Consider the following 25,473-nt stretch of genomic DNA (forward strand, 5'->3'; position numbering starts at 1 on the left):
CTACAGCCTCAACGCCACTCAGCACGCGCGGCTTTGGAATGGAGGCGAAGCCGCAATGTAAAAGTCGTCGCCGTGACTGGCATGGTTATGACTTGATGCGTTTAGCATACTTCTTGACCACAAGATCATAGGACTCATTCAGCAATGGTTCCAACTCTTGAATCATGGCTTTGTCGGGATTGAGAACACATACCCAAGACATCCATGCATACACCGGGTGCGGTAACAGCGTATTTAACTCGGTGAAATTATGGCCCGTATTCACCACCCCACCCGCAGCGGGCCTGGCAGGCCTTTTCCCCAATGCGTCTTCGTAGGACGATTTACTTATGCCGAAATTGAAGCGGAACACGCCCTCACGACTGAGATTCGAACCCTTGTCATTATCCCCATCCTTGTCCTTGAGTGTTGCAAAATAAACGCCTCGAGGAAGTCGCCGGTCTGGGTTGTAGAAGAACGACTGCTCTCCCCAAGCATCGACCGCTACTACTCCCCGGTATTGGTCAAGAATGTACTCCGAAACTTCCTTTTTCTGCACGTTGCTTTCCTTAGTCATAACAGGTATTAGACAGCGCGCTCATTTATTGACTTGAACGAGCACGCACGTTCAAAAATGTTATTCCGCGCGCACGCAGAGCTCCTAATTCACTGAAACATCGAAACATTAAGTATGGCTCGGCTACATAACACCGGTCATCGTGCATGCTGTATAACACCGATGAACGTGCCCGCTGCCTTTTCCGGACTGGCTGCGTTGGGTCGTTATCCACCATTGACCCTACCACCCTGTGCCTAGCAATAATCCTCACCCTAGCTCAACCGGCGTTGGGTTGCTAACGCCCAGGTCTCAGCCGATGTTATCCAGCACGGGGCGTCGAATTTTGCACAGGGAGAGAAAAATACCGGCGAGGCAGGGGATGCCTCGCCGGAGAGCGCTTAGCGCTCGGCGTTGAGGCGGTCGCGCATGTTCTCGGCGCGGTCACTCGATCCCGGGTGGGAGGAGAGAATGGAACCCTCGCCACCATCGAGACTGGCCAGCTTCTCGAATGCGGTGACAAGGCCCTCGCGGGAGACGCCTCGTTCCCCCAGCAAGTCGAAGGAGAAGTTGTCTGCGGCAGTCTCCTGGCTCTGGGAGAACTGGGCGTTGATGAACTTCTCGCCGAGATCACCCAACTGAGAGCCGGAGAGCGTGGCAACCGTGGCGTTACTGGAAGACGCCAGGGCGCCGCGTGCGGCCGAGGCGGCATAGGCCGTCTGCATGGTCGTCTTGCTATGCCCCAGCGCCACGTGGCCCAGCTCATGGCCCAGGACACCTTCGACCTCATTGTCGGTCATCATGTCCATCAGGCCGCTATAGACGCGCACGCAGCCATTGGCCATGGCCCAGGCATTGGGCTCATCGATCAGGTAGACCTGGTAGTCGACCGGGACACCATCGATCTGGTCGCCGAGGTTGCTGGCAATGGTTGCCAGGCGCTGGCCGTAGACCGAGTCGGGGCTGGCGATTTGAGCCTCGGCGTCCATCTGGGCACAGGCCTGATCCGACATGCTCCTGACTTCCTCGTCACTCAGGGTGGCGACCTGCATGGAGGTCATGCCGGCCTGCAGCATGGCATCGGTCGAAAGGGTTTCACAACCGGCGAGAAGGGTAGTGCTGCACAGGGCAGCGGCAGTAAGAGTAGCGCGGAAGCGCATGGCCATCGTCCTTGTTGATGATTTTCTATATCTCCCTGCCAGCCAGCACGGCTGGCGACGGCGATACCGTCTCCGGCACGGCCTGCCATGTCGAGAATGATGCATCGGGGATAGGACCCATCCCTGGAGCAGGCGCACCGAACGGGCCATAGAGTGCTGTAGGCGGGCAGCGAGCGCAATACTCTAATTTAACTTATCTTTGATTATGGATCTGGCCATCAGGCGCCGTGGTAGCCGTCGTCCTCGGGGTTCTCGTGGGCGCCCTGGGGCAGCTCGCCGACCCACGCCATGGCGGCGGCATAGTCGCGGCTGGGGAAGGTGCGAATCTCCATGGCCTTGAACAGCCGGTCTTCCAGGTGGGCGAGATGCTTGATCCACTCCTTGTCAGTGATCACGGCGGCGCGGTGGTAGCGCTTGAGGTCGCCGAGCTGGGTCAGGCCGTAGCCGATATCCTTGAGCAGGGCGGTCAGGGTCATCCAGCGCATATCGTCGAGCTCGGCCAGCATGCTGATCCTGGAATGGTCGCGCTTGGCGGCCTCGATGGCATCGATGGCCTGCTGTAGCTCCGAGGCGGTGACGACGCCGCCGATCTTGAGGGCCACGACATGCTCCGCCGGATGGGAAATGAATTCCAACATCGATAGTCTCCTTGGATAGCGAGAGGCCACACGCCTCGATCGCTTTCAGCATAGCGTGTCCCGGCTGGCTCGTAGCCTGTCACCGCCACGTCATGGCGCGGGGCGAGGATAACGCCTGCCCCTCCCGCCACGCAGGCCCGCCATGAAGCTGCTGATGCTCTCGGACGTCTACTTTCCCCGCGTCAACGGCGTCTCCACCTCCATCGCCAGCTTCCGCGGCGCCCTGGAGCGCCAGGGCCACGAGGTGACCCTGATCTGCCCGGACTACCCGGTGGGCCAGGTGGACGAGCCGGGGATCCGGCGCATCGCCTCCCGCGGGGTGCCCGGCGACCCGGAGGATCGCCTGATGCGCTACCGCCGGGTGCTGGCCCTGACCGAGACGCTCGCGGAAGAGTCCTTCGACCTGATCCATGTGCATACGCCCTTCGTGGCCCACTACGCCGGCCTGGCCCTGGGTCGGCGCCTGGGCATCCCGGTGGTGGCCAGCTACCACACCCTCTTCGAGGAGTACCTGCACCACTATGTGCGCTGGTTGCCGCGGCCCTGGCTGCGCTTCGCCGCCCGGCGCCTCTCGGTGCGCCAGTGCCGACAGCTGCACGCCCTGGTGGCCCCCTCCCGGGCCATGGCCGAGGTCCTCGTGCGCTATGGCGTCACCACGCCCCTGGCGGTGATTCCCACCGGCCTGGCCCTGGAAGCCTTCGCCCGCGCCAGGCTACCGGGGGACTTTCGCGCCCGCTATGGCCTGCCGCGGCGGGCACGCCTGCTGCTCTTCGTCGGCCGCACCGCCCATGAGAAGAATATCGGTTTCCTGATCGGGCTCTTGCCGCGGGTGCTGGCTGCGCATCCCGAGACGCATCTGGTGATTACCGGCGAGGGCCCGGCCCGGGAGGCGCTGGCCCGCCGGGCCGAGGCACTGGGCGTGGCCGATGCGGTGCACTTCCTCGGCTACCTGGATCGTGACGGCCCATTGCAGGCCGCCTACCGCGCCGCCGACGCCTTCGTCTTCGCCTCGCGCACCGAGACCCAGGGGCTGGTGTTGCTGGAGGCCCTGGCCCTGGGCACGCCGGTGGTCTCCACGGCGGTCATGGGCACCCGGGAGGTACTGGAGGAGGGGCAGGGCTGCCTGATCGCCGGGGAGGATGCCGACGACTTCTCCGCCAAGGTCAACCGCCTGCTGGCCGACCCGAGCCTGGCCACCGAGCTGTCGCGTCGCGGCCGGGCCCAGGCGCGGCGCTGGCACGAGGACGCCAGGGCCGCCGAGCTGGCGGCCTTCTATCGCCGTTATGCCGGCGGCTCGGAAAATACCGAGACGAGCCTTCGCTAGGAGGCGGCGGCGAGGGCCTCGGCGGGTACCACCAGGCCGGCCTCGAGGAGGCGCCCAGCAGGGCGCGAAGGTCGCGGGTCACCGTCGCGCGGGGCTGGGAGAGATGCTCGGCCAGGCAGTCGGCGAGTTCGTCGAGGGAGAGCGCCTCCTCGGCCAGCAGGGCCCAGACGGCGTGACCGCTGGCGTTGAGGCGATGAATGGCGCCGCTGGGGCGGTGAATCAGGAAGAGCTCGTCACCCAGCGGATGGGCGCAGGCGTGGGGCGAGGGACGCCAGCGTCCATGCCCCTGGAGAGCGACGCCATGGCATGGCGTCATTCGCGCCGCCTCGGCCATCGAAGCGGTCTCGCCCGCCTCACGGGTCCGAAGCACGCCGGCCAGCTCGTAGACCGCCGCCAGCGGCTCGGAATAGCGCAACAGCAGGCAGGGCAGTCGCTCCATCAGCGGCAGCAGTCGGGGCACCAGGGCCTCGTGGGAAAGCTCATAGGCGAAATTCTGGGTCAGCAACTGGGCCAGCCCCTCCCCCGGGGAGAGCCGAATCACCTCGGGGGCGGTGAGTCCGGCGTCCCGCTCCAGCAGGACGATGGCGCCTAGCGGACGGGTCTCGCCATGGGCCGCGCGGCGCTCGGCCTCGGGGATCACGTAGCGATAGCGGGCGTCCTCGGGACCGGCCCGGCGCTGGATATAGTCGACCAGCTCGGGGGGGAGGATCTCGGGCAGCGGCAGGCGCAACCGCGGGGCGATCCCCAGGGACACGCCCTCGCCGGCAGGCGTCAGGCCCAGGACGTCGTCGCCGAAGAGGCGAAAGCCCGCGGCGGCGAAGGCCACGCCCAGGGTGCTCTTGCCGGCCCGGTGGGCCTCGGGAAAGAGCACCAGCCGCCCATCGATCTCCACGCTGGCGCAGTGCAGGCCGAGCAGGTCCTGGTCCTGGCCCTGGTCTTGGCTGCGGTCGGCGCCCAGGGCCTCACCGGCGAGATCGGCGATCAGGCTACAGACCGCCGCCGTGGGCGTGGGCAGGTCGAGCCCCTCGGGCAACGTCGGGGCGTACTGGCGATAGCCGTCGCCGCAGCGATAGAGGCGAATCGCCGGGGCACTGCCCCGGGCCGGGCGAGTGGTGATGGACCAGCCCGGCAGGGCCATGGCCAGGGCCCGGGCCACCTCGGGGGCGTTCACCAGGCGCAGGCAGCGCCCCAGGCCGGGCAGCAAGAGATCCTGGGCCGCCATTACCAGCGTCCGGGCGGGCCGAAGATCAGGTCCTCCACCAGCCGCACCGGGTCATCGCGATAGTCGTCGACCCGCCGATAGACATGGCGATCATAGCGCTCGTCACGCCCCCAGTCGCGGCGATCCTCGTGGTGTCGGTGATCGTCATGGCGGCGATGACCGTAATAGCGGCTGGGCCGGCTACGACTGGGCCGCGAGTAGCTGGGCCGGCTGCGGCTGGGCCGCGAGCGGCGGTAGCCATGCCCGTCCCAGGCCTGGGCCTGGCCGAGGCTGAACAGGGTCGGCGCCACATAGGCACCGGCGAGTCCCAGGCCCAGGGTGGCCAGCAGCTTGCGGCGCCGCCGGCGCTTGGCCTCATCGCCGGGAGTGGTGGAGTGTGGGGCCGTCATAAGGCGTCCTCCAAGGTTATCGAACATTGTTCAGATTAGCCCTGGCCCGCCCTGCCCCTCCAGCCGCTCGCCGGCGTTGTCGATTTGTTCCTCGCGCTGTTGCCTCCCGGCGACAGCGCGGCTAGACCGCCTGGGCGTCGAGGCTCTCGGACGCGAGCGCTGCCTCCTCGCCACCCAGCACCAGGCGCCGGTCGCAGACTCGCTCGATCAGCGCCGGGTCATGACTGACCAGCATCACCGCGCAGTGGCGCTCCCGGGCCAGCTGCACCAGCAGGGCCAGGGTATCGCGCTGGGTGATGGGGTCGAGGCGCGAGGTGGGCTCATCGGCGAACAGGAAACGCGGCTCCATCAGCAAGACCCGCAGGATGGCGAAGCGCTGCAGCTCGCCACCGGAGATCTCGCCGGGACGACGCTCGAGCAGGGCCCGGTCCAGCCCCAGCCGCGTCATCAGCGGGGCGATGGCGGCGCGATCCAGGCGGTGACGGCGCACCAGGTCTTCCAGCAGCCGGGCCAGGGTCCAGTGGGGCGAGAAGGCCGCCGGCGGGTCCTGGTAGAGCTTCTGGAAGGCCAGGCGATGGCCCGGGGCACGCTTGACCTCGCCCGCATCCAGCGCGGTCAGGCCCAGCAGCAGGTCGCCCAGGGTGCTCTTGCCGCAACCGGAGGGCCCCACCACGCCGACGATCTCGCCGGGCTTGAGCCTCAGGTCCAGGTCGCGGAACAGCTCGCGGCCACCGCGCCACTTGGCCAGGCCGCTGGCTTCGACGATGGGCTCGCCGGTCGTGTTGGGCGGCGGGGGGGCCGGCCAGCGGGCCGGTTCGGCGTCCAGCAGGCGCCGGGCGTAGTCGCTGCGCGGCGCGCTCAACAGCTGCTCGGCGGGGCCACGCTCCACCACCCGGCCCCGGCGCAGGAGGATCACCTCGCCGCCCAGGCGCCGGGCCACCTCGATATCGTGGGTAATGGTCAGCAGGGCCCCGCCGCGCTCCGGGGTGGCGGCCAGCAGCCGCACCACGGCGTCGCGGCGCGGCGCGTCGAGGCCCTTGGTGGGCTCGTCGGCGATCACCAGGGGCGCGCCGCCGGCGCTGGCCGCGGCGAAGGCGACCCGCTGGGCCATGCCCCCGGAGAGCTCGCCGGGCAGCCGGCGATCGGCGCCCTCCAGACCCAGCCCGGCCAGGTCGCCGAGGGCCGCCTCCCGGGCCCGACGACGCCCCAGGCCACCCAGGAAGCGGTGGCTCTCCGCCACCTGGGCGCCGGAGGCCATGGTGGGGTCCAGGGCGTGCCAGGGCTCCTGGGGCAGCAGCGCCAGGCGCCGCCCCCAGAGGGCGCGTCGCGAGGCCCCATCGGCGGCGGCGTAGCCCCGGCCCTCGATGACCAATTCCCCACTGGCACCGAGGCCGATTGGCAGAATGCCCATAATGGCCTGGGCGACCAGGCTCTTGCCGGAGCCGGTCTCGCCCAGCAGGGTCAGGCGGCCGCCGCGGGCCAGGGTGAAGGCGATGGGGGCGATGCTTACCCCCTCGCCGTGGATGCTCAGGTTAGTGGCTTGCAGCAGACGGTCACTCATCGGGGATCCCTCCCAGCCAGCAGATTGAGGCTCAGCACCAGCAGGCAGAGCACCAGGATCGGCTGGGCCATGGCCCAGGGCGCCTCGTGGTAGTAGGGCAACAGCTCGGTCATCATCAGCCCCAGCTCGGCGGTGGGCGGACGCAGGCCGACGCTGACGAAGCCCAGGGCGGCCATGGCCAGGATGGCGCTGGCGGCGCCGAAGGCGGCCAGGGTCAACACCTGGGGGGCCAGCTCCGGCCACAGGTGGCGGCGGAACAGGTAACCGGGGCCGAAGCCCAGCAGGCGGCTGGCCTCCAGCTGCGGCGAGGCCACCAGCACCCGGGTGCGGGCGCGCACCACCCGGAAGTACTCGATCCACAGCACCAGGGCGATGCCCACATAGAGGGCCCAGAAGTTGCCGGGGGCGATGGCCACCAGCAGCAACACCAGCAAGAGCCCCGGCAGCGCCAGGCAGGCATCGGCCAGGCTACCCAGCACCCGGTCGACCCAACCGCCCCGCCAGCCGGCGATCACCCCCAGCAGGATGCCCGGCACGGCGGCGCTGACCACGCTGAGCAGCGCCATGCCCAGCGACAGGCGCAGGGCGGCGGCGGTGCGTGCCAGCAGATCGCGGCCCAGGTGGTCGGTGCCCAGCGGCGTGGCCAGGGTGGGCAGCTCGAGGATACGGGTCAGCTGCTGGCGGGCCGGGTCGGCGTCATGCAGCCAGGGCGTCAGCCAGGCGATGGCCAACAGCAGCCCCAGCAGGCCGAGGCCCAGGCGCTGGCGGGTGGCGAGACGGCGCCGCCCGACGCGACCCGCGGTGAACGGAGTCGTCGCGCTCATGACTGGCGCCTCCTGGGGTCGAGCCCGTGGCAGAGCAGGTCCACCCCGGTATTGAGGGCCACGAACATCAGGCCCATCACCAGGGCGGTGCCCTGGATCATCGGCACGTCCCGGGCCACGATGGCGTGCACCAGGGAGTGGCCGATGCCGGGCCAGGCGAACAGGGTCTCCACCACCACCACGCCCTCGATCAGGTAGACGAACTGCACGCCCAGGTAGGCGACGATGGGCACCGCGGCGTTGCGCAGGCCATGGCGCAGGAAGCTGAGGCGCTCGCCCAGCCCCTTGGTGCGCGAGAAGGCGTAGTAGGCGGAGCCGGAGACCTCGACCATGGCATTGCGGGCCACCCGGCTGGAGACCGCGGCCAGCGCCAGGGCCAGGGTCAGCGCCGGCAGCACGAAGTGGGCGACGCGGCCATGGCCGGCGGCGGGCAGCCAGCCCAGGCTCACCGAGAAGAGCAGGATCAGCAGCAGCCCCAGGGCGAAGGGTGGCAGCGCCCGCAGCAGGCTGGCCAGTCCCTCGCTGGCGCGGTCCAGGACGCCGCCGGGACGCAGCCCCGCCGCCAGGCCCAGGGGCGGGCCCAGCAGCAGCGACAGCAGCACCGCCACCATCGCCAGCCCCAGGGAGTGGCCGAGCTGGTGACTCAGCTCGTGGAGCACCGGCTCGCCGCTGACCAGGGAATTCCCCAGGTCGAGGCGCAGCAGGTCCCCCAGCCAGTTCAGGTAGGCCAGCAGCGCCGGCTGGTCGAGGGCCAGCTCGACACGCACCGCCTCGGCGGCGGCGCTGTTGACCATGTCGTGTCCGTAGCGGCCGGCGGCGATGCGATAGGCCATGTCGCCGGGCAGGGTGCGGGTCAGCACGAAAGTCAGGGTGCCCACCAGCCAGGCCACCAGGCCGGCCTGGAACAGCCGCGGCAGCAGCACCCCGCCCAGGCCACCGCTCAGGGCCGGGAAGCGTCGGGAGGTCACGGCGTCCACGTCAGTTCCTCCAGGCGGTAGCTGCGTTCCAGCGGGTCGATGGAGAAGCCTTCCAGCTCGGCATTGACCGCGGCGGTCTGCTGGTACCAGGCCACCGGAATCACCGGCATGGCCTGATTCAGGCGCTCGGCGACCCGGCCGGCCAGTTCGGCCCGGGTCGCCGGGTCGGCGTCATGGCGCAGGGTATCGAGCCAGGCCGTCACCTCGGCGTCCGACCAGTTCATGGCGCCCCAGTCGCCGCCCGGGGCCTGGGCGTCGCCACCGAAATCATCCGACAGGGTGCCCAGGGGATCGGGCACCAGGCCGTAGTTGCGGGCCGCCAGGCCCAGCTCCAGGCTGCCGTCCCGATGCCCGGAGGGAATGCCGCTGGCGTTGCCCACCGCCACCTCCAGGTCGATGCCCAGCTCGCGCCACTGGTCCTGCAGGGCGGTGGCCACCAGCGGCAGCTCGGGACGATCCGCGAAGGTGGTGAGGGTCAGCCGGAAGGGCTCGCCATCGCGCTCGCGGACGCCCTGGCCATTGGCCTGCCAGCCCAGGTCATCGAGCAGCCCTTGGGCCGCTGCCGGGTCGCCGCCGGCCTCGCCATCCAGCCCCAGGTGCCAGGGCCCGAGGCTCGCCGGGAAGAGTTCGGGGGCGGCGGCCTCGGGGTCGCGCAGCAGGCCGGCGGCGATGCCGCGACGGTCGATGGCCTGGCTCAGGGCCCGGCGGGCCGTTTCGTCGGCCAGGAAGGGGTGGCCGGCATTGACCTTGATCACGATGGTGCGCGGCAGCGGCTCGGCATGCAGCGCCAGTCGCTCCTGGCGGGCCAGGCGGCCGCGGCTGGCGGGGTCCAGGGTGAAGACGATATCGGCGTCGCCGCTCTCGGCCATCAGCGCGCGGGTCTCGCCGCGCCCCACCGCCAGGTAGCTGACCGCCTCGATGGCCGGCGCCGCGCCCCAGTAGTCGGCGAAGCGCTCGGCGGTGAGGCGCTGGGGCGGCGACAGTTCGGTGAGACGATAGGGCCCGGTGGCGATCATCGCCTCCACCCGGCCGTCTTCCGCGTAGGCGGCCGGGGCCAGGATCTGGGTGGTGGAGTGGGTGAGCAGCGCCGGCAGCGGCGCGAAGGGCGCCTCCAGGGTGATCACCACGGCATCACCGTCGGCCTCGATGGCGGCGATCGGCGCCGAGCTCAGCATGCCCGGCTTGGCCTGGGCATAACGCAGGCTGGCGGCCACCGCCTCGGCGGTCAGCGGCGTGCCGTCATGAAAGAGCACGCCGTCGCGCAGCACGAAGCGCCAGCTCAGGCCCTCCTCGTCGACCGCCCAGTCGCTGGCCAGGCCCGGGGCCGGGCGCCCCTCGGCGTCCACCTCCACCAGGGTCTCGGCGATGCCCATGCGGCCGAAGATATAGCCGGAGGTGGAGGGATCGCTGCCGGTGACCTCCCAGGGGGCGACCACCGCCAGGGGCCGAGCATCGGCCAGCAGCGGCGGGGAGATCAGGCTGGTGGCCAGGGCCAGGCCGGCGAGCAGGCGTCGAGAGGAAGGCATGAGACAGGGCTCCTTGGCAGGGGGTACGGCAGAACATGCCGCCAAAAAAGATACCTTATAACATAACGAAGTATCGCGAGAACAGTTCTCGATTACCACGCGGGTGACATGCCGCTCAGCCACATCAGGGGGTCGCTATTCGAGGCCATGGGCGGGGACCGACTGGCACCACGGCCTCCTCACTTCCACACTGATCGTACCGTCCTTCTTATCGTTCTATCCATCTGCGCCGGGGGCCCCATGAGTCAGCCAGTGATCGCCGATAACAAACCCAGGAAGGTGGAACTGGAGAAGGGCAAGGCATACGACTTTTGCGTCTGTGGCCGCTCCCGAAACCAGCCCTTCTGCGACGGCTCCCACAGGGGCACCGGCTTCACGCCGCAGCGCTTCGTGGCCGAGGAGGATGGCGCCGCCTTCCTGTGTCGCTGCAAGCATACCGGCAATGCGCCCTTCTGCGATGGCACCCACAAGAAGTTCGGCCAGGAGCAGGTGGGCAAGGAGGGGCCGGGGCGCTCCTGAGGCTCAGCGCGGCGGCAGGCTGAGGATCATCTCCTCGCCGCGGATCTGGATATCGAAGTGATTGAGGAAGCTCATGCCCAGCAGGGCCAGGTCGGGGCTCATGCCGGGGTTGATGGCCCCGCGCACCTGCTGGGCGCTGAGTCCACCCAGGGCCACCTCGTCGAGGGTGGTGAGGTGGCCCCGGCTGCGCCCGGTGGCGGTCTGGAACCAGGCGCTGGCGCCGACCTCCAGGCCCAACTGGTCGGCCAGGGCCTCGGAGACCGCCACATAGCTGGCCCCGGTGTCGATCATGAACTCCACCGGCTCGCCATTGATGCGCCCGGTGGCCACGAAGTGGCCGCCGGCATTGCGCTTGAGGCGCACCGGCTCGCCGCTGTCGCTGGCCCGCACCAGGTGGGCATTGGGGTTACGGCGCTCCTCCAGGTGGTTCTGGAACCACCAGGTACCGCTGCCGATCAGCAGCACCCAGAACAGCAGCATCATGCCCAGGCCGAAGCGCCGGGCGGCCCTGTCATCATGCATTCGCCTCTCCTTGTCCGTCCTGGACGCGCGCCCTGCCCCATGCTGGGATAGTCACTGGCTCCATGACCGCGAGAATCCCATGAATTCGTTACCACTGCACGTCGAGCAGCTCTCCGCCGGCACCCTCTACCGGCTCTTCTCCGGCGCCGTCGCCCCACGCCCCATCGCCTGGGTTTCCAGCATCAATGCCCAGGGCCAGGCCAACCTGGCGCCCTTCTCCTTCTTCAATGTGGCCAGCGTCGACCCGCCGGTGCTGGCCTTTTCTCCGCTGCTCAACGGCCAGGGCGAACCCAAGGACACCACCCGCAACCTGGACGCCGGGGCCGAGTGCGTGATCCATATCGGCGGCGAATCCCTGGCCGAGGCCCTCAACGCCACCAGCGCGCCCCTGCACTACGGCGAGGACGAGTTCGCCCATGCGGGGCTGACCAAGGCAGCACTCGGTGACCTGCAGGTGCCGCGCATCGCCGAGGCCAGGATGGCCTTCGGCTGCCGGGTGCGCGAGGTGATCCGCTTCGGCGACCGCCCGCTGTCCGGCAACCTGGTACTCGCCGAGGTGGTGGTGATCCATGCCGATGCGGCGGTCTGGGATGGCCGCCACGTGCATCTGGAGGCGCTGCGGCCCATCGGCCGCCTGGCCGGCTCCGACTTCGTGCGCTGCAGCGACCGCTTCGCCCTGGAACGGCCTGGCTAGGCTCCGCTCTCTCCCACGGGTGCGCTGCAGCGACCGCTTCGCCCTGGAGCGGCCCGGCTAGGCTCCGCCCTCCCCCACGGGTGCGCTGCAGCGACCGCTTCGCCCTGGAGCGGCCCGGCTAGGCGCCGCTAGACGAGGTCCCGGGGGATCGTTTCGTCCCAGGTCCGCGCGTAGATGCGGGTGTCGCCCTCCCAGGCGTCCAGGGTGGCGCGGATGCGGAAGGTCTCCGGATCGCTGGTCAGCAGGGTGCGGGTCAGGGTGTGCACCTCCCAGTCGCCGCGTTTGAAGCTGCGCCGCCACTCGGTCCAGCCGCTGAGGCTGTCGTAGTTGCCGTAGGAATAGTCGTAGCGCTCGGTGACCCGGGCGGCGATCTCCAGGTCGATATCGTCGATGCGGTAGCGCCCCTCGTCGTGGATCACCTCCAGCCGCGTCTCGTCGTTGGCCAGGTCGCGGATCACCCGCCAGGTCTCCTGGGTCGGCTGCAGCAGCGTCTTGGCCAGCGGCGGCGCCCCCTCGGGCTCGGCGAAGGCGCGGAGTGTGGCGTCTTCCTGGGGCCGCGGCTCGCGCCGCGGCAGCAGCAGGCGGCTCTCGGCGGGCCATACCGTCAGGCGTGCCGGCCGCGGCGCCGGCCAGGCCAGCGGCCAGTAGCTGGTGGAGAGCGCCAGGCGGATGGCGTGGCCGGCGGGAAACTGCTGGGCGATATGCTTGAGGGGGATGCGCACCCGATAGCGCTGCCCCGGCGCCAGGGGCTCGGGATGCTCGTCGCTGTCGCGGTGGGTGAGGTTGAGCAGCCCATAGGAGACCCGGGTGGCCTTGTCGTCCTCGCCGATGTCGGAGAGGCGCAGCGCCACCATGGCCACCGGCTGGTCGGCGGCCAGGGTGAGTTCGACCAGCGGGGCGCCGCAGATCTCCAGGGGCGCCTCGAGACGCGCGGTCTGGAAGATCAGCGCCCCGCCGTCCTCGTCGCGCTGGTCGTGGGGCAGGTCCGGCGGCGCATTGTAGGAACACCACTTGCCGGCGTAGAGCCCCACCGAGAGCGGCGAGCGGATATCCAGGGTCGCCTCGGGATCGTCGTCGTCCGCCGCCGCCTCCGGCAGCAGGCCATGGCCCGGGGTCAGCCGCAGGGCCCAGGGCTGGATATTCGGGGAAGGCCAGTCGGGCTCGGCGACCCAGCGTCCCGGGCGTTCCTCGTAGCGGGCCGAAGGCGGCACCGACTCCTGCATCCACAGGCGCAGCATGGGCTCGTCCATGATCCCGGTCTCCTCGCCCTTGAGCCACTGGTCCCACCAGCGTAGCGCCTCCTGCAGGAAGCCGATGGCCGGCCCCGGCACCCCCAGGTGCGGGTACTTGTGGGCCCAGGGGCCCACCAGCCCCTTGCGCGGCACCTCGAGCCCCTCCAGCAGCCGGAACACCGCATTGCAGTAGCCATCGGCCCAGCCGCTGATGGCGTAGACCGGGCACTGGATGCGCGAGTAGTCCTCGCACACCGAACCGTGCTTCCAGTAGGCGTCGCGGCGCTGATGGGCCAGCCACTGGGCCAGCCACAGGCCGCTGCCGTCGAGGCGCTCCAGCCACATCTCGCGCCAGCGCTCCCCCACCAGTTCGGGGTCGGGCGGACAGGCGTTGCCGTCGAACATGGTCGAGGCCCAGGAGAGGTTGTCGCCCAGCAGGCAGCCGCCCATATGGTGGATGTCGTCGGCGTAGCGGTCATCGGTGAAGCACAGGGTGATCACCGCCTTGAGCTGGGGCGGCCGCAGGGCGGCGATCTGCAGGCCATTGAAGCCACCCCAGGAGATCCCCACCATGCCGACGTCGCCGCTGCACCAGGGCTGGGCGGCCAGCCACTCGAGGATCACCAGGCCGTCGTCGAGCTCCTGGGGCAGGTACTCGTCGGTGAGCACGCCGTCGGACTCGCCGGTGCCGCGGATATCGACTCGCACCCCGGCGTAGCCGTGGCCGGCCCAGTAGGGGTGCACCTGGACGTCGCGGGTGGCGGTCAGGTCGCGCTTGCGGTAAGGCAGGTACTCGAGGATCGCCGGCACCGGGTGGCGCTCGGCATCCTCCGGCCGCCAGATCCGCGCCCCCAGGCGGGTACCGTCGGGCAGCGGGATCCAGGTCTCCTCCTCCATCACCCGCCGCGGAAAATCGGTGACGATACGCATGGTGCCCTCCTCCACTCAGCTCTCGATCTCGGTGAACTCGAAGGCCAGCCGCGCCGCCAGGGCCTCGTAGTCGGCCAGCAGGCCGGCGTAGTCGGCCGCCCCCAGCCAGACATGGGCCAGCGCATAGCTGTAGCTGTCCTGCTCGGGCAGGGTCGAGAGGCGCTGGCCCGCGACCACCTGGACGTCTATCACTGCACCGGGATAGTCGGCCTCCAGGGCCGCAATCTCCTCCTCGGTAGGCACCCGACTGACCACCGCATCACGAAAGAACACCCGGTGGAAAAACTTGCCGGCCAGCGCATAGTCGCCCTGGCGGCTCGGCATATCGGGGCGCTGCCCGAGCGCCAGGTCGACGGTGACCTGCTGGTGGCTGACCCCATCCACCTTCTCGAAGAGATCGCAGTGGGACTGGGAGATCCGCGTGTTGATCTCCAGCAACCAGAGGCGCCCCTGCACCTCGTCCCAGAAGAATTCGACATTGAAGGCCGCGTTGTCGTAGCCGATATGCGCCATCACCCGCTTCGCCAGGCCGATCATCTCGTCCTGCACCACCTGCGGCAGCTGCGAGGGGTAGAGATAATGGTAGAAGCTCAGCACCCCGGGGTAGCGAATCGAGTCGACCACCCCGTAGACCACCGGCTCGCCCTGGAAGACGTAGCCCTCCAGGGTGCACTGCCAGCCACCGATGATCTCCTCGGCGATGCAGTAGCCGCCATCCACCTCGGCCACCTCGGGCGGCAGGCGGGCGTGCTCCAGCACGGTATTGAAGGGATCGGCGATCAGGCCGATCTCGGCGCGCAGGCACGCGATGGCGGCCTGGAAGTCCTCGGGGGTAGCGATGCGAAAGCCCAGCTTGGAGCCCGACGACTTGACCGGCTTGACGAAGAAGGGAAAGTAGAGCCCCGCCGCGCCGATCACCTCCAGGGCCCGCTCGTCGAAGGGATCGAAGGCGGTAAAGGCCGGGATATGCTCGGGGATCACCTCGCGCTGGACCCGCCGGCTCCAGTACTTGTGCTCACACTTGAGCAGGCTCTCCAGGCTGGTGGTGCGGGTGCCGAAGCGCTCGCAGAGGATCGGCAGCATGGTGGAGACCGGGAAGTCCATGTAGCCGACGACGGCGGCGATGGGTTCCCCGAAGGCCTCCAGCTCGGCGGTCGCCTCGGCCAGCATGGCGGCGATATCGAACTCCTCGGTGTCGTAGACCGCCGCCGGCTCGATGACGCCGTGGAACTGCCAGTGCTCGGCGCCGCGCAATCGCCGCAGGCGCTCGTGGTTGGCCTCGTTCAACCCCACCACGAAGATATGACGACTGCCCATGATGCGCCCCTCCCCACCGCGGTACCTCTCAGGAGCATAGTTCAGCACTGGGGAGAGGAAGGCGATCGCCGTGCCGATCGTGGCACCGCCCCATGAAGGGCCGCCGCTCAGGCTCGGCCGTTATGCCAGGCCTCGGCGGCGCGCTGGCCGCGGGCCTGGTTGACGAACAGGCAGACCAGGATGGCGACGATAAACAGCGCCGCGCAGAGCAGGATGGAGGCCTGCAGCCCCACCAGGGACTGCAGCAGGCCCAGGGCGACGATGCCGAAGACCCCGGCCAGCTTGTTGGCCAGGCCCCAGAAGCCGAAGAACTCGGCGGACTTGGCCAGCGGCGAGAAGAGCCCCACCAGGGCGCGGCTGGCGGACTGGCTGGAGCCCAGCGAGAGGCCCGCCAGGCAGCCCACCACCAGGAAGAGGTGCTGGGCCTCCCAGCCAAGTTGGAAGCGGGCATTGAGCCAGGCGGTCAGCTCGGGGGTGGCCCAGATGGCGAGAATCGCCGCCACCCAGAGCCCCAGGGTGCAGAGGTAGGTGACCTTGGCGCCGATGCGATCCTGGATGAAACCGAAGCCCAGGGCCCCCGCCGCCGCGGTGATCTGCACGATGATAAACATCAGGTTGCGGATCTCGGCGTCCCAGCCGATCACCTGGGCGCCGTAGATAAAGGCGAAGGCGATGATGATATAGACGCCGGCCATGGAGAACAGCAACGACACCAGGAAGATCGCCAGGTCACGGAAGTGACGCAGTTCGTGGAGGGTGGTGGCGACCCGATCCCCGGCGATGGCGAGATAGCCCCGCCCCGGCGGCAGCGTCTGGGGACGACCGCGCTCCCTCAGCCACAGGAAGGTGGGAATCGCGGTGATCAGGAAGAAGCCGGCGGCGAAGGGCCCCACCCAGCGAATGCGCTCGAAGTTCTCGGTGGTGGCCTCGCCCAGCATCACCAGGGTGAAGCCGGCGGCGAAGAGCCCGCCCACATAGCCCAGCGCCCAGCCGAAGCCGGAGATCTTGCCCAGGTCCCGGGGCGGCCCCAGGTCGGGCAGGAAGGCGGCGATGAAGGACTCGCCCAGGGAGTAGGCGGTGTTGGAGATGACGATCAGCGCGAAGCCCAGCCACACATAACCCGGTGCCACCCAGTAGAGCAGCGCCGTGGCCCCCACGGTGACCAGGTAACTGACGAACAGGAAGCGTTTCTTGGCCGCCGAGTAGTCCATGATGGCGCCACACACCGGGCCGCTGATCACCACCAGCAGGTAGCTCAGGGCCAGGGCCAGGCTCCACAGCAGGTTGGCGAAGCGGTAACCATCGCCGCGGTCGCCGACGATCACGGTGGTAAAGAGCTCGCCGAACACCACGGTGATGATCAGCAGCGTATAGGCCTGGTTGGCGAAATCGAACATCGCCCAACCGAAGATTTCGCGGCGGGAGGCGCGCTCCCGGGGGGGGGCGCCGGCGGGCATCGCCTGCATGCTGGGGACTCCCTGGGGTTGTCGCGGCACCCCGTGTGCCGCGCGTCACGGCATCATACCCGCCTCGATGCCATGACTCTCACTCGAGGGGGGCGAAATCGGCGAGAAATTCCCTATAATGCTGATGTTGAATCGCGGTCCGGTGCGCCGGGCCTTACCTTCGCACCAACCGATGCTTGCCATCGAACAAGGATGCTTCCATGGCCAATCGTGCCTCTTCCCTGACCCTGGTCGTCCTCGGCGGCGCCACCGTCGGCCTGCTGGCCGGCTGCACCCAGCCCGCCGACAGCGATGCCGACGCCATCACCCTTCACGCCATCGAGCTGGGCGAACGCCACCGCGGCGAGATCACCTCCGCCAGCGAGCTCAACGGCAAGGACGGCAGCCGCTTCGCCCGTCATACCCTGACCCTCGATGAGGGCACCCTGGTGGAATTCGCCCTGGGCGGCGCCCTCCACGGCAGCCTGGCCCTCTACGATGACGAGACCCAGTTGCTGGCCACCAGCGCCAGCGACCCCTACGGGCCGCCCGGCGGCACCCTGCGCCGCCGCATCGATGAGACCGGCGACTACCTGGTGGTGGTCAGCGGCGTCGATGCCCACAGCTTCGGCCCCTTCGACCTCAACAGCCGCGAGATCGAGCTGAGCGTCGGCGGCAGCGAGCTGGTGGTCTCCGAGTCCCTGGACGGCTGGCTGCAGGACGGGCCGGCGACCTACCCGCTGACCATCGAGGAAACCGGGCTCTATCGCATCGAGATGAACTCCGATGACTTCGACGCCTACCTGGAGCTCTCCGGCCCCGGCAACTTCTTCCGCGAGGACGACGACGGTGCCGGCGACCTCGACGCCCGCATCAGCGACTTCCTGGAGCCCGGCGACTACACCGTCACCGCACGCAGTGCCTTCGGCGAGGGCAGTGGCCTCTACCAACTGAACGTGGAGCCCCAGGAGCTGCCCCACGACGGCGACCTGCGCAACGGTGGCGAGGTCAGCGTGGGCGAGACCCTCAACGGCTGGCTCTCCGGTCAGCGCCTGGAGTACACCTTGGTGGTGGACGAGGCGGCCCTGGTCACCATCGACCTGAAGTCGGATGACTTCGACACCTACCTGGAGCTCTCCGGGTCCGGTGTCTCCACCAGCGACGACGACGGCGGCAACGGTCTCGACTCGCAGATTCGCCAGCGCCTGGAGCCGGGCAGCTACACCCTCGTGGCGCGCAGCTACAGCAGCAACGCCAGCGGTCTCTTCGAACTGGCGGTGGCATCCAGGGAGATCGGCGACCTGCCCAGCGGCGGCGAACTGGCCCTGGGCGAATCCCTGGAGGCCTGGCTGGAGCCCGGCGCCCAGGACTACTACGCCTTCGAGATCACCGAGGCCGGTCGCTATCGCCTGGACATGATGTCCAGCGACCTGGACACCTTCCTGGAACTGGAGGGTAACGGCGTCTTCGAGAGCAATGACGACGGCGGCAATGGCCTCGACTCGCGTATCCAGGCCCACCTGGAGCCCGGCGAGTACCGCGCCATCGCCCGCTCCTACGGCAGTAACAGCAGCGGCACCTACACCCTGAGCCTGATTGCCGAATAAGGGGCGCCGAGTCAGGCACTGCGTAGAAAGATAAGATTCTTCGCAGATCAGCATGAAGCCACGATATAGCAGATCTCCGGCTTGCTACTGTGGGAGTTTGGCTTTGCCGAACGATTGGCGCCGTCAGGCGCCTTAATCGCCTTTCGGGCGATATCGCGCGGAATCCGCGCTCCCACAAGGGTATTCACGCCAAAGTGCGATGAACCAAAGATAAGGGGGTGGCCTAGGCCACCCCCTCGTCGTTGGCCCGGTCGTCGCGCCGTTCGCCCACCAGGTCGTCCACCGCGGCCTGACCGCGCCGGGTCAGCGCATCCAGCCGCTCGATCTGCTCGCCCAGGGTGGGCAGGGCCTCGCGGCGATAGTCCGCCAGGTCATCGATGGCCGCCATCACCTCGCCGAAGGCCTCCTCCAGGGCCTGCATATCGAGCATCGCCGAGGCGGCCCGGGTCTGGATATCCACCCCCTGGGCGCGCAGGGTCTTGGCGGTACGCGAGATCATCTCGCTGGTGGTGGCATTGAGCCCCTCCACCCGATCCAGCACCATGCGCTGGTTGGCCAGGGCCAGGGCCACGGTGACCGCCACCCCCAGGGCCGCCACCGTGACGTTGATGGCCCGCTCCACGCCGCGCATCAGCTCGCGGTTATTGCGGATGATCACCTCCAGGGCCAGGATCCCCTGCTGGCAGACCGCCACCTGCTGCTGCAGGTCGAGTAGCCGCTGGCGCAATGGGAAGCCCAGCTCCTGCTCGATAAAGGCCCTTTCGGCCGCCTCCGGATCGCGTTCGGCGAGACTGGCCTGGAGCCGCGCCTCGATGGCCCGGCCCAGGGCCAGCTGATGATTGAGCTCGGCCAGGGTCTGCTCCAGCGCCTCCTGATCGTCGCCCAGGGTCAGGTTGTCGCGATAGAGCACATCGCGGCCCGCCTGGAGCTCGTCGATGATGCCATCGATGGCCTGCTGGGCATTCTCGAAGCGGCGGAAATAGCGCTGCAATCGGCTGCTGACGCCGGGCAGGCGATTGAGCAGCCAATCGAAGCGCCGCGGCTCGAGCTGGTGGGCCTGGGGATCCAGCTCCTGCATACGCTCGCGCAGGCCGACCAGTGCCTGGGCCACCGGCCCGCCATCCTCGCTGTGCCGGGCCAGCTTGTGCAGTGGGGTCTTGAGCATCTCGCTCTGATGGGCGGCGCGGTGCTGGGCGTCCAGCCCCAGTTCGTCCACGGCGCGTCGCTGACGTTCGCGAACATTTTCCTCCAGCACCCGGATGACCCAGGCCTCGGCCTCCGCCGCCAGGTCGTCGCTATCGGGGGCCGCCTCCCGCTCCAGTTGACGGGCGATCTCCTCCGGCGTGGGCAGCGACAAGGGCCGCCGATCGGACTCTGTCATCATATGCCTCCTCCACCGCGTGCCCTCAGCATAGCCCGGGCCAGGGTTGACGGAGTTGACGGGCTTCACGAGCCGCGCCGGCCATAGCGCTCGGCGCGCTCCGTGAAACGCTTGAGGGCCTCGAGGGCATCGCCCCGGGCGCCGTTGCGCGGCGCCTCCGCCTGAAGGCGGGCCAGGCTGACACAGGTATCGTCGAGCAGGGTGAGGATCGCCTCGAGCCGCGCCAGCACCCTGTGCAGGCTGCGCTCGGTCTCCTCCACCAGGGCCAGGCGCCGCTCCAGGGCCAGGCACTCCTCCACGCCGAGCCGCGGCTCGCGGCGCGCCAGGCGGCGGCGCACGAAATCGGCATCCACCCCCGCCACCCCCTCCAACAGGGTGGCCATGGCCTGCAGGTGCCCCAGGGCCTCGTTGCCCACCTCGCCCACCAGGCCATGGGCCCGCTCATAGGTGACCTCGTCGCGGCGGAAACTGCCCTCCAGCAGCGCCAGCACCCGCCGGTAGCGGCTATAGAGGCGGTCGGCCTGAAGCGCTAGGTCGCTGCGCCCCTTCGCCTCCAGGGCCCCCTTGGCGTGGCACAGCGCCCGGACCAGGTCGTCCGCCTCGGCGGGCGGCGTCCCGCTATCCAGGCGCAGCAGGTCCGCCTCATGGGCCTCCCGGGCCTCGCGCTCGCGGCGCCGCACCAGCTCGTCATCCAGGCGCGCCTGGAGCCGGGCGCGACGGCGGCGCCCCCACCAGCCACGCAAACGACGCTCCACCGGAATCGCCACGGCGATGGCGGAGAGGCCGGCCAGCCAGCCCCACAGGCTGGGATCGAGGCCGCCCCACAGGGAGGTGAGCCACAGCAGCAGGCCAAGGAAAGGCGCGATCAGGGCGTAGCGCAGCACCGCCTGCGCCCGGCTGGGTTCGTCGGTGGGCAACGCCAGGGGCGGTGCCACCAGGCCCACCACCAGCCAGGGCCAGCAGGTCAGGAAGAGGCCATAGGCGAAACCCTGCAGAAATCCCAGCATGGTCACCCCCGTGCATCGGCGGGCGACCGTCGGGGCCGCCCGATGCCGACAAGCCTAGTCGCAATCCCTGCCGCGGGCCGTTTAATGCCCCTGCTTGCCGCGGGCGGCCTCCTCCAGGGCCTGCTGTTTATCGTCTTATCCTGCGTCAGTTATCGGTTTGCACCCTGCCACTGTAGTCAGTCGCCGGAAAAACATACGTTGACTAAGGGTCGAAGCCATAGGCTGGTGAATTCCCAGCCGTGGTATGCTGAGGCCGGTATCCTTTCCGGCCCCGATCCATGTCCCTGACCGACCTGCTCGCCCAGCCCGCCAGCCTCGACTGGCATCGCCGCCTCGCGCAATTGATTCGCGAGGCCCCGACGCCGCAGTTCCCCCTGAGCCTGTCGACCCAGTTGCAGGAGCTGAGCGGCTTCGACACCATCCTGATCAATACCTACCAGGGGCGCCTCAGGCCGCTACTGATCCACGACGACTACCCGGCCCACAAGCGCCAGCAGGGCATCGACCGCTACCTCAGCGAGGCTTACCTGCTCGACCCCTTCTTCGCCGCCGTGGACGCTGGCCTCGACCAGGGCGCCCATCGCCTCAAGGAACTGGCCCCGGACCGCTTCGAGGCCAGCGACTACTACCACCACTACTACCGGGCCCTGGGCCTGGCCGACGAGGTGGGGCTCTTCGCCCGGGTCGCGGAAGACGTGGTGATCGTCGCCTCCTTGGGCTTCCGCGCCGATGGCGGCAAGCTGACCCGGCGCACCCTCCAGGCGCTACGCCATATCGCGCCCCTGGTGGAAGTGCTGCTGGTGGAGTACTGGAAGTGGCAGGGCGGGCAGTTCCAGGCCGACCTGGACGCCCAGGCCCCGGTGGAGGCGGCCTTCGCCAGCTTCGGCGCCGGGGTGCTCACCGCCCGGGAGCAGGAGATCGTGCGCCTGCTGCTGGCCGGCCATTCCACCAAGTCGGCGGCCCGCGAGCTCGACATCAGCGACGGCACCGTCAAGGTGCATCGCAAGCACCTCTACCAGCGCCTGGGGGTCTCCAGCCAGTCGCAGCTGTTCCGGCTGTTCCTCGACCACGTGGCCCTCGTCTCCCGCCAGCAGAACGGCTGATGCCATCCCGCAACGCACCACGCCCCGGGGCTTGGTTCGGCCGCGGGGCGTGGTGCCTTTCATGACGGCCTGTCTCAGGGCAGTGCCGCGCTCCGGGCGCGGCGCTCGCCGCGATGCACCAGGACCTCGCCGATCACCAGGGTCAGGCCGACGCCGAGGCCGACCTGCATCAGGAAGCCCCCGTCCAGGGGCTCGCCGGGGACCCAGAAGAACAGCAGGATGGCGGCGCCCAGCACCAGCAGGCAGAGCGCGGAGAGCAGCGGCCCGGCGGGGGCGCGAAAGCCCTGGACCCCGGCCGCCTCGCCCCCTTCACTGCGCAGGCGCAGGAAGGCCAGGTGCATGGCCAGGTAGGGGAGCAGGAAGATGATGGCGCCGAAGGAGAACAGGGTCCAGAACAGCGCCTCGGCGGCCAGGGCGCTGAGGCCATAGATCAGCAGCACCGCGCTGCCCACCAGGCTGGTCATCAGCGCCGCCCCCAGGGGCGCCCGATGCCCCCTGGGCTGCCAGGCCAGCAGCGCCGGCATCTCCCCGGCCTTCGCCGCCTCGGCCATGGAGCGGTTGCCGCCCAGGGTCCAGGTCACCATGGTGGCGAAGAAGGTCGCCAGCGCCGCCGCCCCCAGGCCCATGGCCAGCCACTGCCCCAGGGGCGAGTCGCCGAACAGCCGCTGCATGCTCACCGCGATGATGGTGACCATGTCGATCTCCTCGGCGGGCACCGCCGCCAGGACCCCCAGGGTGCCGAACAGGTAGAAGGCCGCGGTGACCAGGCCGGCGGTAAGCATGGCCCGGGGCACATTGCGCCGCGGCTCGCTGATCCGCTCGCTCTCGGCGCTGACCAGTTCCACCCCCAGGCAGCCGTAGACGATCACCGGCAGGTAGGCGAGACCGGCCCAGGGATCGGCCAGGGCGGTGGCCAGGCTCAGGTCATTGGCGAAGCCCTCGCGCAGCCCGTACAGCAGGCCACCGACGCCCAGCACCAGGATCACCAGGAACTTCAGCGGCGTACCCAGGTTGGGGATCCACTTGCTGATGCCCAGCGGCAGGCTGTTGACCAGGGCCGTCAGCCAGCACAGGGCGACGCCCATCAACACCTGCTGCCAGAGCGTCATGTCGGGCCAGAACAGCGCCGAGAAGACCCCGGCGAACATCAGGAAGATGGCCGGCATCCACAGGGCGATATTGATCCAGTAGAGCCAGGTGATGCGGGCCCCCCAGCGGGGGCCGAAGGCGCGCTTCACCCAGGCGTAGATGCCGCCCTGCTCCGGGTAGCGGGTGCCCAGCTCGGCGGTGACCAGGGTGTTGGGCAGCAGGAACAGCAGGATCACCACCAGCCACCAGAACAGTGCCGACTGGCCCACCGCCGCCGACAGGGCGATCTGGTCCACCAGCAGGATGGCGGAGATGGCATAGAGGGAGATATCCCGCCGCGACAGAGTCTTGGCGGCAGTGTCGGGGGAGGCCATAAGCGACTCCTCGTGTTGTTGTGATAAAGGGCCCGGCTCAGCGCTTGTTGGCGGCCAGCACGTAGAGATACTCCAAGGCCAGGGTGGCCCCGGTCAGGGCGGTGATCTCGGCGTGGTCGTAGGCGGGATTGACCTCCACCAGGTCCATGGCCACCGGATTGAGGCCCTGGAGGCCGCGGATCAGCTTGAGGGCGCAGTCGCTGGTCAGGCCGCCGCTGACCGGGGTCCCGGTGCCCGGGGCATAGCAGGGATCGAGGCCGTCGATATCGAAGCTGAGGTAGGCCGGGTGCTCGCCGACCCGGGCACGGATGCGCTCGACCACCGCCGCCGGACCATGCTCATTGACCCAGGCGGCATCCAGCACCTCGAAGGGGTGCGACGCCCGGTCATAGGTGGTGCGGATGCCGACCTGGATCGAGCGCTCGGTATCCACCAGCCCCTCCTTCACTGCGTGATAGAACATCGAGCCGTGATCGAAGCGGGTGCCGCCGGAGTAGGTGTCGGTATGGGCATCCACATGGATCAGCGCCAGGGGCCCGAAGTGGCGGGCATGGGCGCGTAGCGACGGCAGGCTGATGAAGTGGTCGCCGCCCAGGTTGAGCAGCCGCTTGCCGGCGCCCAGCAGCCGCGTTACATGGGTCTCCAGGTTATCCACCAGGCTCTGGGGTTCGCCGTAGTTGAAGCCCAGGTTGCCGCAGTCGACTACCTTGAGCCGCTCCTCCAGGGCGAAGCCCCAGGGCCAGCGCTCGCCCTCCCAGGCCAGGTTGGCCGAGGCCAGGCGGATGGCGTTGGGCCCCAGGCGGGTGCCGGAGCGCCCCGAGCAGGCCAGGTCGAAGGGCACCCCGGTGACCACCACCTCGGCGTCGCCGTTGACCGGATCATCGTCGGCGGGGAACTGCATCAGGGTGGCGGCCAGGGTGGCGTAGATGCTGGGAGCACTCTGTTGATGGGACATAAGGACACCTCTGCTGGGTCATGGGGGATGCCCTCAGCCTAGGGAGCCTCCATTCATTGATGAAATGAATTAAAAAGATAGCCACATGCATGGTATGAATTACCCAGTCCCATCCAGCCGATAGGTCAGCATGTCCGCGCTACGCCGTTTCGATCTCAACCTGCTGCGGGTCTTTACCGCCCTGATGGAAGAGCGCCACGTGACCCGTGCCGCCGAGCGCCTCCACCTCAGCCAGCCGGCCCTGAGCCATGCCCTGCGCCGCCTCCGCGAGGCCCTCGACGATCCCCTGCTGGTCAAGACCGAGGCCGGCATGCGCCCCACGCCCCGCGCCGAGGCGCTGCTGCCCCGGGTGCGCCAGGCCCTGGCCCTGCTGGAGACGGGGCTAGCGCCGCCGGCGCCCTTCGACCCCGCCACCAGCGCGCATCACTTCGTGATCGCCACCACCGATTACTTCGAGGAGGTGCTCTACCCCGCCTTCCTCGCCGGGCTGCGCCGCCGGGCGCCGGGCATCACCCTGGAGATCGCCCTGATCACCGACGAGGTATTGCGCTCGGGCCTCGCCGAGGGGCGGGTCGACCTGGTGGTGGGGCCGGAGGCGGTATCGGGCCTGCCTGCCGAGCTGGTGCAGCGGCCCTGGATGGGGGAGGAGCTGGTCTGCCTGGCGGCCCGGGACAACGCCGCCGTGGGCGAGGCCCTGAGCCTGGAGGCGTTCGTCGCTTGCCCCCAGGTGGCCCTGGCCGATATCAGCGGCCTGCACGCCGGCCGGGTGGATACCTGGCTGGCGAGCCAGGGGCTATCGCGCCGGGTGATCTCGCAGAACCTCAACTACATGGCGGCGGCGCGCATCGTCGCCGGCAGCGAGGCGCTGATGGTCCTGCCGCGGCGCATGGCGGAACTCTTCGCCGGCCTGCTGCCGGTGCGCCTGGTCACACCGCCGCCGGGCCTGCCGCGCCTGGAGATGCAGCTGATCCACCACGGCCTCTATGCCAACGAGGCGCCCCAGGCCTGGCTGCGCCGGCAGCTGCTCGACTTCGCCGGCGAGTCGGGGGCCTGGGAATAGCGAAAAGGATGACTGCATAAAAACGACACTCGGCGTACCCTAAACGCCGTCCCCGCCTCGGTCAGAGGCCGCCTCCGGGACG

Annotated in this window: 22 protein-coding genes and 1 pseudogene; 6 read left to right on the forward strand and 17 right to left on the reverse strand. The window is 69.1% G+C overall.

What is annotated here, in order from left to right:
• Nucleotides 1–85: 85 nt before the first annotated feature.
• The 3 genes from ACZ5EF_RS17330 to ACZ5EF_RS17340 all read right to left on the reverse strand — a co-directional run bounded on the left by ACZ5EF_RS17330 (nucleotide 86) and on the right by ACZ5EF_RS17340 (nucleotide 2,333).
• Complete coding sequence (locus tag ACZ5EF_RS17330) at nucleotides 86–538, reverse strand: DUF6194 family protein (RefSeq protein ID WP_346061369.1); 453 nt, start codon at nucleotides 536–538, stop codon at nucleotides 86–88.
• Nucleotides 539–936: 398 nt separating this feature from the next.
• Nucleotides 937–1,611 carry a M48 family metalloprotease gene (locus tag ACZ5EF_RS17335; protein ID WP_346061368.1) on the reverse strand — a complete coding sequence of 225 codons (675 nt, stop codon included), beginning with the start codon at nucleotides 1,609–1,611 and terminating at the stop codon, nucleotides 937–939.
• 302 nt (nucleotides 1,612–1,913) lie between these two features.
• A complete protein-coding gene (locus tag ACZ5EF_RS17340) occupies nucleotides 1,914–2,333 on the reverse strand; it encodes a SpoIIAA family protein (RefSeq protein WP_346061367.1) in 420 nt (139 codons plus the stop codon).
• Nucleotides 2,334–2,475: 142 nt separating this feature from the next.
• On the opposite strand from ACZ5EF_RS17340, the gene ACZ5EF_RS17345 reads away from it, so the two are divergent.
• Complete coding sequence (locus tag ACZ5EF_RS17345) at nucleotides 2,476–3,657, forward strand: glycosyltransferase (protein WP_346061366.1); 1,182 nt, start codon at nucleotides 2,476–2,478, stop codon at nucleotides 3,655–3,657.
• 112 nt (nucleotides 3,658–3,769) lie between these two features.
• On the opposite strand, the pseudogene ACZ5EF_RS17350 reads toward ACZ5EF_RS17345, so the two are convergent.
• The 6 genes and pseudogenes from ACZ5EF_RS17350 to ACZ5EF_RS17375 form a co-directional block, all read right to left on the reverse strand.
• Nucleotides 3,770–4,879, reverse strand: a pseudogene (locus ACZ5EF_RS17350) (PqqD family protein); the annotation flags it as partial.
• Complete coding sequence (locus ACZ5EF_RS17355; protein WP_346061365.1) at nucleotides 4,879–5,268, reverse strand: hypothetical protein; 390 nt, start codon at nucleotides 5,266–5,268, stop codon at nucleotides 4,879–4,881. The gene ACZ5EF_RS17355 and the pseudogene ACZ5EF_RS17350, both read right to left, overlap by 1 nt.
• Before the next feature lie 121 nt (nucleotides 5,269–5,389).
• Entirely contained in the window at nucleotides 5,390–6,829 is a 1,440-nt protein-coding gene (locus tag ACZ5EF_RS17360) for an ABC transporter ATP-binding protein (protein WP_346061364.1), read from the reverse strand.
• A complete protein-coding gene (locus ACZ5EF_RS17365; RefSeq protein WP_346061363.1) occupies nucleotides 6,826–7,653 on the reverse strand; it encodes an ABC transporter permease in 828 nt (275 codons plus the stop codon). Before ACZ5EF_RS17365 ends, ACZ5EF_RS17360 begins: the two co-directional genes overlap by 4 nt.
• Nucleotides 7,650–8,630 (reverse strand): ABC transporter permease, encoded by a 981-nt coding sequence (locus tag ACZ5EF_RS17370; protein WP_346061362.1) that lies wholly within the window; start codon nucleotides 8,628–8,630, stop codon nucleotides 7,650–7,652. The genes ACZ5EF_RS17365 and ACZ5EF_RS17370 overlap by 4 nt, the downstream gene beginning before the upstream one ends.
• Nucleotides 8,618–10,156: an ABC transporter substrate-binding protein gene (locus ACZ5EF_RS17375; RefSeq protein ID WP_346061361.1), complete on the reverse strand. Its 1,539-nt coding sequence runs from the start codon at nucleotides 10,154–10,156 to the stop codon at nucleotides 8,618–8,620. Before ACZ5EF_RS17375 ends, ACZ5EF_RS17370 begins: the two co-directional genes overlap by 13 nt.
• A 240-nt stretch (nucleotides 10,157–10,396) precedes the next feature.
• Between ACZ5EF_RS17375 and ACZ5EF_RS17380 the strand changes: the two genes are divergently transcribed.
• On the forward strand, nucleotides 10,397–10,675 hold the full coding sequence (locus ACZ5EF_RS17380) for a CDGSH iron-sulfur domain-containing protein (RefSeq protein ID WP_346061360.1): 279 nt from the start codon (nucleotides 10,397–10,399) through the stop codon (nucleotides 10,673–10,675).
• Nucleotides 10,676–10,678: 3 nt separating this feature from the next.
• On the opposite strand, the gene ACZ5EF_RS17385 is transcribed toward ACZ5EF_RS17380, so the two are convergent.
• Nucleotides 10,679–11,197, reverse strand: coding sequence for a retropepsin-like aspartic protease family protein (locus ACZ5EF_RS17385; RefSeq protein WP_346061359.1), 519 nt, complete (start codon nucleotides 11,195–11,197; stop codon nucleotides 10,679–10,681).
• Nucleotides 11,198–11,276: 79 nt separating this feature from the next.
• On the opposite strand from ACZ5EF_RS17385, the gene ACZ5EF_RS17390 reads away from it, so the two are divergent.
• Nucleotides 11,277–11,891, forward strand: coding sequence for a flavin reductase family protein (locus ACZ5EF_RS17390; RefSeq protein ID WP_346061358.1), 615 nt, complete (start codon nucleotides 11,277–11,279; stop codon nucleotides 11,889–11,891).
• Nucleotides 11,892–12,019: 128 nt separating this feature from the next.
• Here ACZ5EF_RS17390 and ACZ5EF_RS17395 read toward each other — a convergent pair whose 3' ends face one another.
• The 3 genes from ACZ5EF_RS17395 to ACZ5EF_RS17405 all read right to left on the reverse strand — a co-directional run bounded on the left by ACZ5EF_RS17395 (nucleotide 12,020) and on the right by ACZ5EF_RS17405 (nucleotide 16,827).
• Entirely contained in the window at nucleotides 12,020–14,053 is a 2,034-nt protein-coding gene (locus tag ACZ5EF_RS17395; RefSeq protein WP_346061357.1) for a CocE/NonD family hydrolase, read from the reverse strand.
• 15 nt (nucleotides 14,054–14,068) lie between these two features.
• The gene (locus ACZ5EF_RS17400) at nucleotides 14,069–15,370 is read right to left on the reverse strand and encodes an ATP-grasp domain-containing protein (protein ID WP_346061356.1); all 1,302 of its coding nucleotides are present in this window, start codon (nucleotides 15,368–15,370) and stop codon (nucleotides 14,069–14,071) included.
• A 107-nt stretch (nucleotides 15,371–15,477) separates the two neighbouring features.
• Nucleotides 15,478–16,827, reverse strand: a complete 1,350-nt coding sequence (locus ACZ5EF_RS17405) for an MFS transporter (RefSeq protein ID WP_346061845.1) — start codon at nucleotides 16,825–16,827, stop codon at nucleotides 15,478–15,480.
• A 209-nt stretch (nucleotides 16,828–17,036) separates the two neighbouring features.
• Here ACZ5EF_RS17405 and ACZ5EF_RS17410 point away from each other — a divergent pair, with 209 nt between their 5' ends.
• Nucleotides 17,037–18,422, forward strand: a complete 1,386-nt coding sequence (locus tag ACZ5EF_RS17410) for a hypothetical protein (RefSeq protein WP_346061355.1) — start codon at nucleotides 17,037–17,039, stop codon at nucleotides 18,420–18,422.
• A 223-nt stretch (nucleotides 18,423–18,645) separates the two neighbouring features.
• Here the strand turns inward: ACZ5EF_RS17410 and ACZ5EF_RS17415 are convergent, their stop codons facing one another.
• Both ACZ5EF_RS17415 and ACZ5EF_RS17420 read right to left on the reverse strand, forming a co-directional pair.
• Nucleotides 18,646–19,806: a toxic anion resistance protein gene (locus ACZ5EF_RS17415; RefSeq protein ID WP_379730151.1), complete on the reverse strand. Its 1,161-nt coding sequence runs from the start codon at nucleotides 19,804–19,806 to the stop codon at nucleotides 18,646–18,648.
• Between the two features lie 62 nt (nucleotides 19,807–19,868).
• Nucleotides 19,869–20,810, reverse strand: a complete 942-nt coding sequence (locus ACZ5EF_RS17420; protein WP_346061353.1) for a cobyrinic acid a,c-diamide synthase — start codon at nucleotides 20,808–20,810, stop codon at nucleotides 19,869–19,871.
• A 278-nt stretch (nucleotides 20,811–21,088) separates the two neighbouring features.
• Between ACZ5EF_RS17420 and ACZ5EF_RS17425 the strand changes: the two genes are divergently transcribed.
• Entirely contained in the window at nucleotides 21,089–21,913 is an 825-nt protein-coding gene (locus ACZ5EF_RS17425) for a helix-turn-helix transcriptional regulator (RefSeq protein WP_346061352.1), read from the forward strand.
• A gap of 74 nt (nucleotides 21,914–21,987) precedes the next feature.
• Here the strand turns inward: ACZ5EF_RS17425 and ACZ5EF_RS17430 are convergent, their stop codons facing one another.
• Together ACZ5EF_RS17430 and speB are read right to left on the reverse strand one after the other, a co-directional pair.
• On the reverse strand, nucleotides 21,988–23,376 hold the full coding sequence (locus tag ACZ5EF_RS17430) for an APC family permease (protein ID WP_346061351.1): 1,389 nt from the start codon (nucleotides 23,374–23,376) through the stop codon (nucleotides 21,988–21,990).
• A 37-nt stretch (nucleotides 23,377–23,413) separates the two neighbouring features.
• Complete coding sequence (gene speB, locus ACZ5EF_RS17435; protein ID WP_346061350.1) at nucleotides 23,414–24,331, reverse strand: agmatinase; 918 nt, start codon at nucleotides 24,329–24,331, stop codon at nucleotides 23,414–23,416.
• 130 nt (nucleotides 24,332–24,461) lie between these two features.
• Here speB and ACZ5EF_RS17440 point away from each other — a divergent pair, with 130 nt between their 5' ends.
• The gene (locus ACZ5EF_RS17440; RefSeq protein ID WP_346061349.1) at nucleotides 24,462–25,391 is read left to right on the forward strand and encodes a LysR family transcriptional regulator; all 930 of its coding nucleotides are present in this window, start codon (nucleotides 24,462–24,464) and stop codon (nucleotides 25,389–25,391) included.
• Nucleotides 25,392–25,473 lie beyond the last annotated feature (82 nt).

This window comes from Bisbaumannia salifodinae, assembly GCF_055388505.1.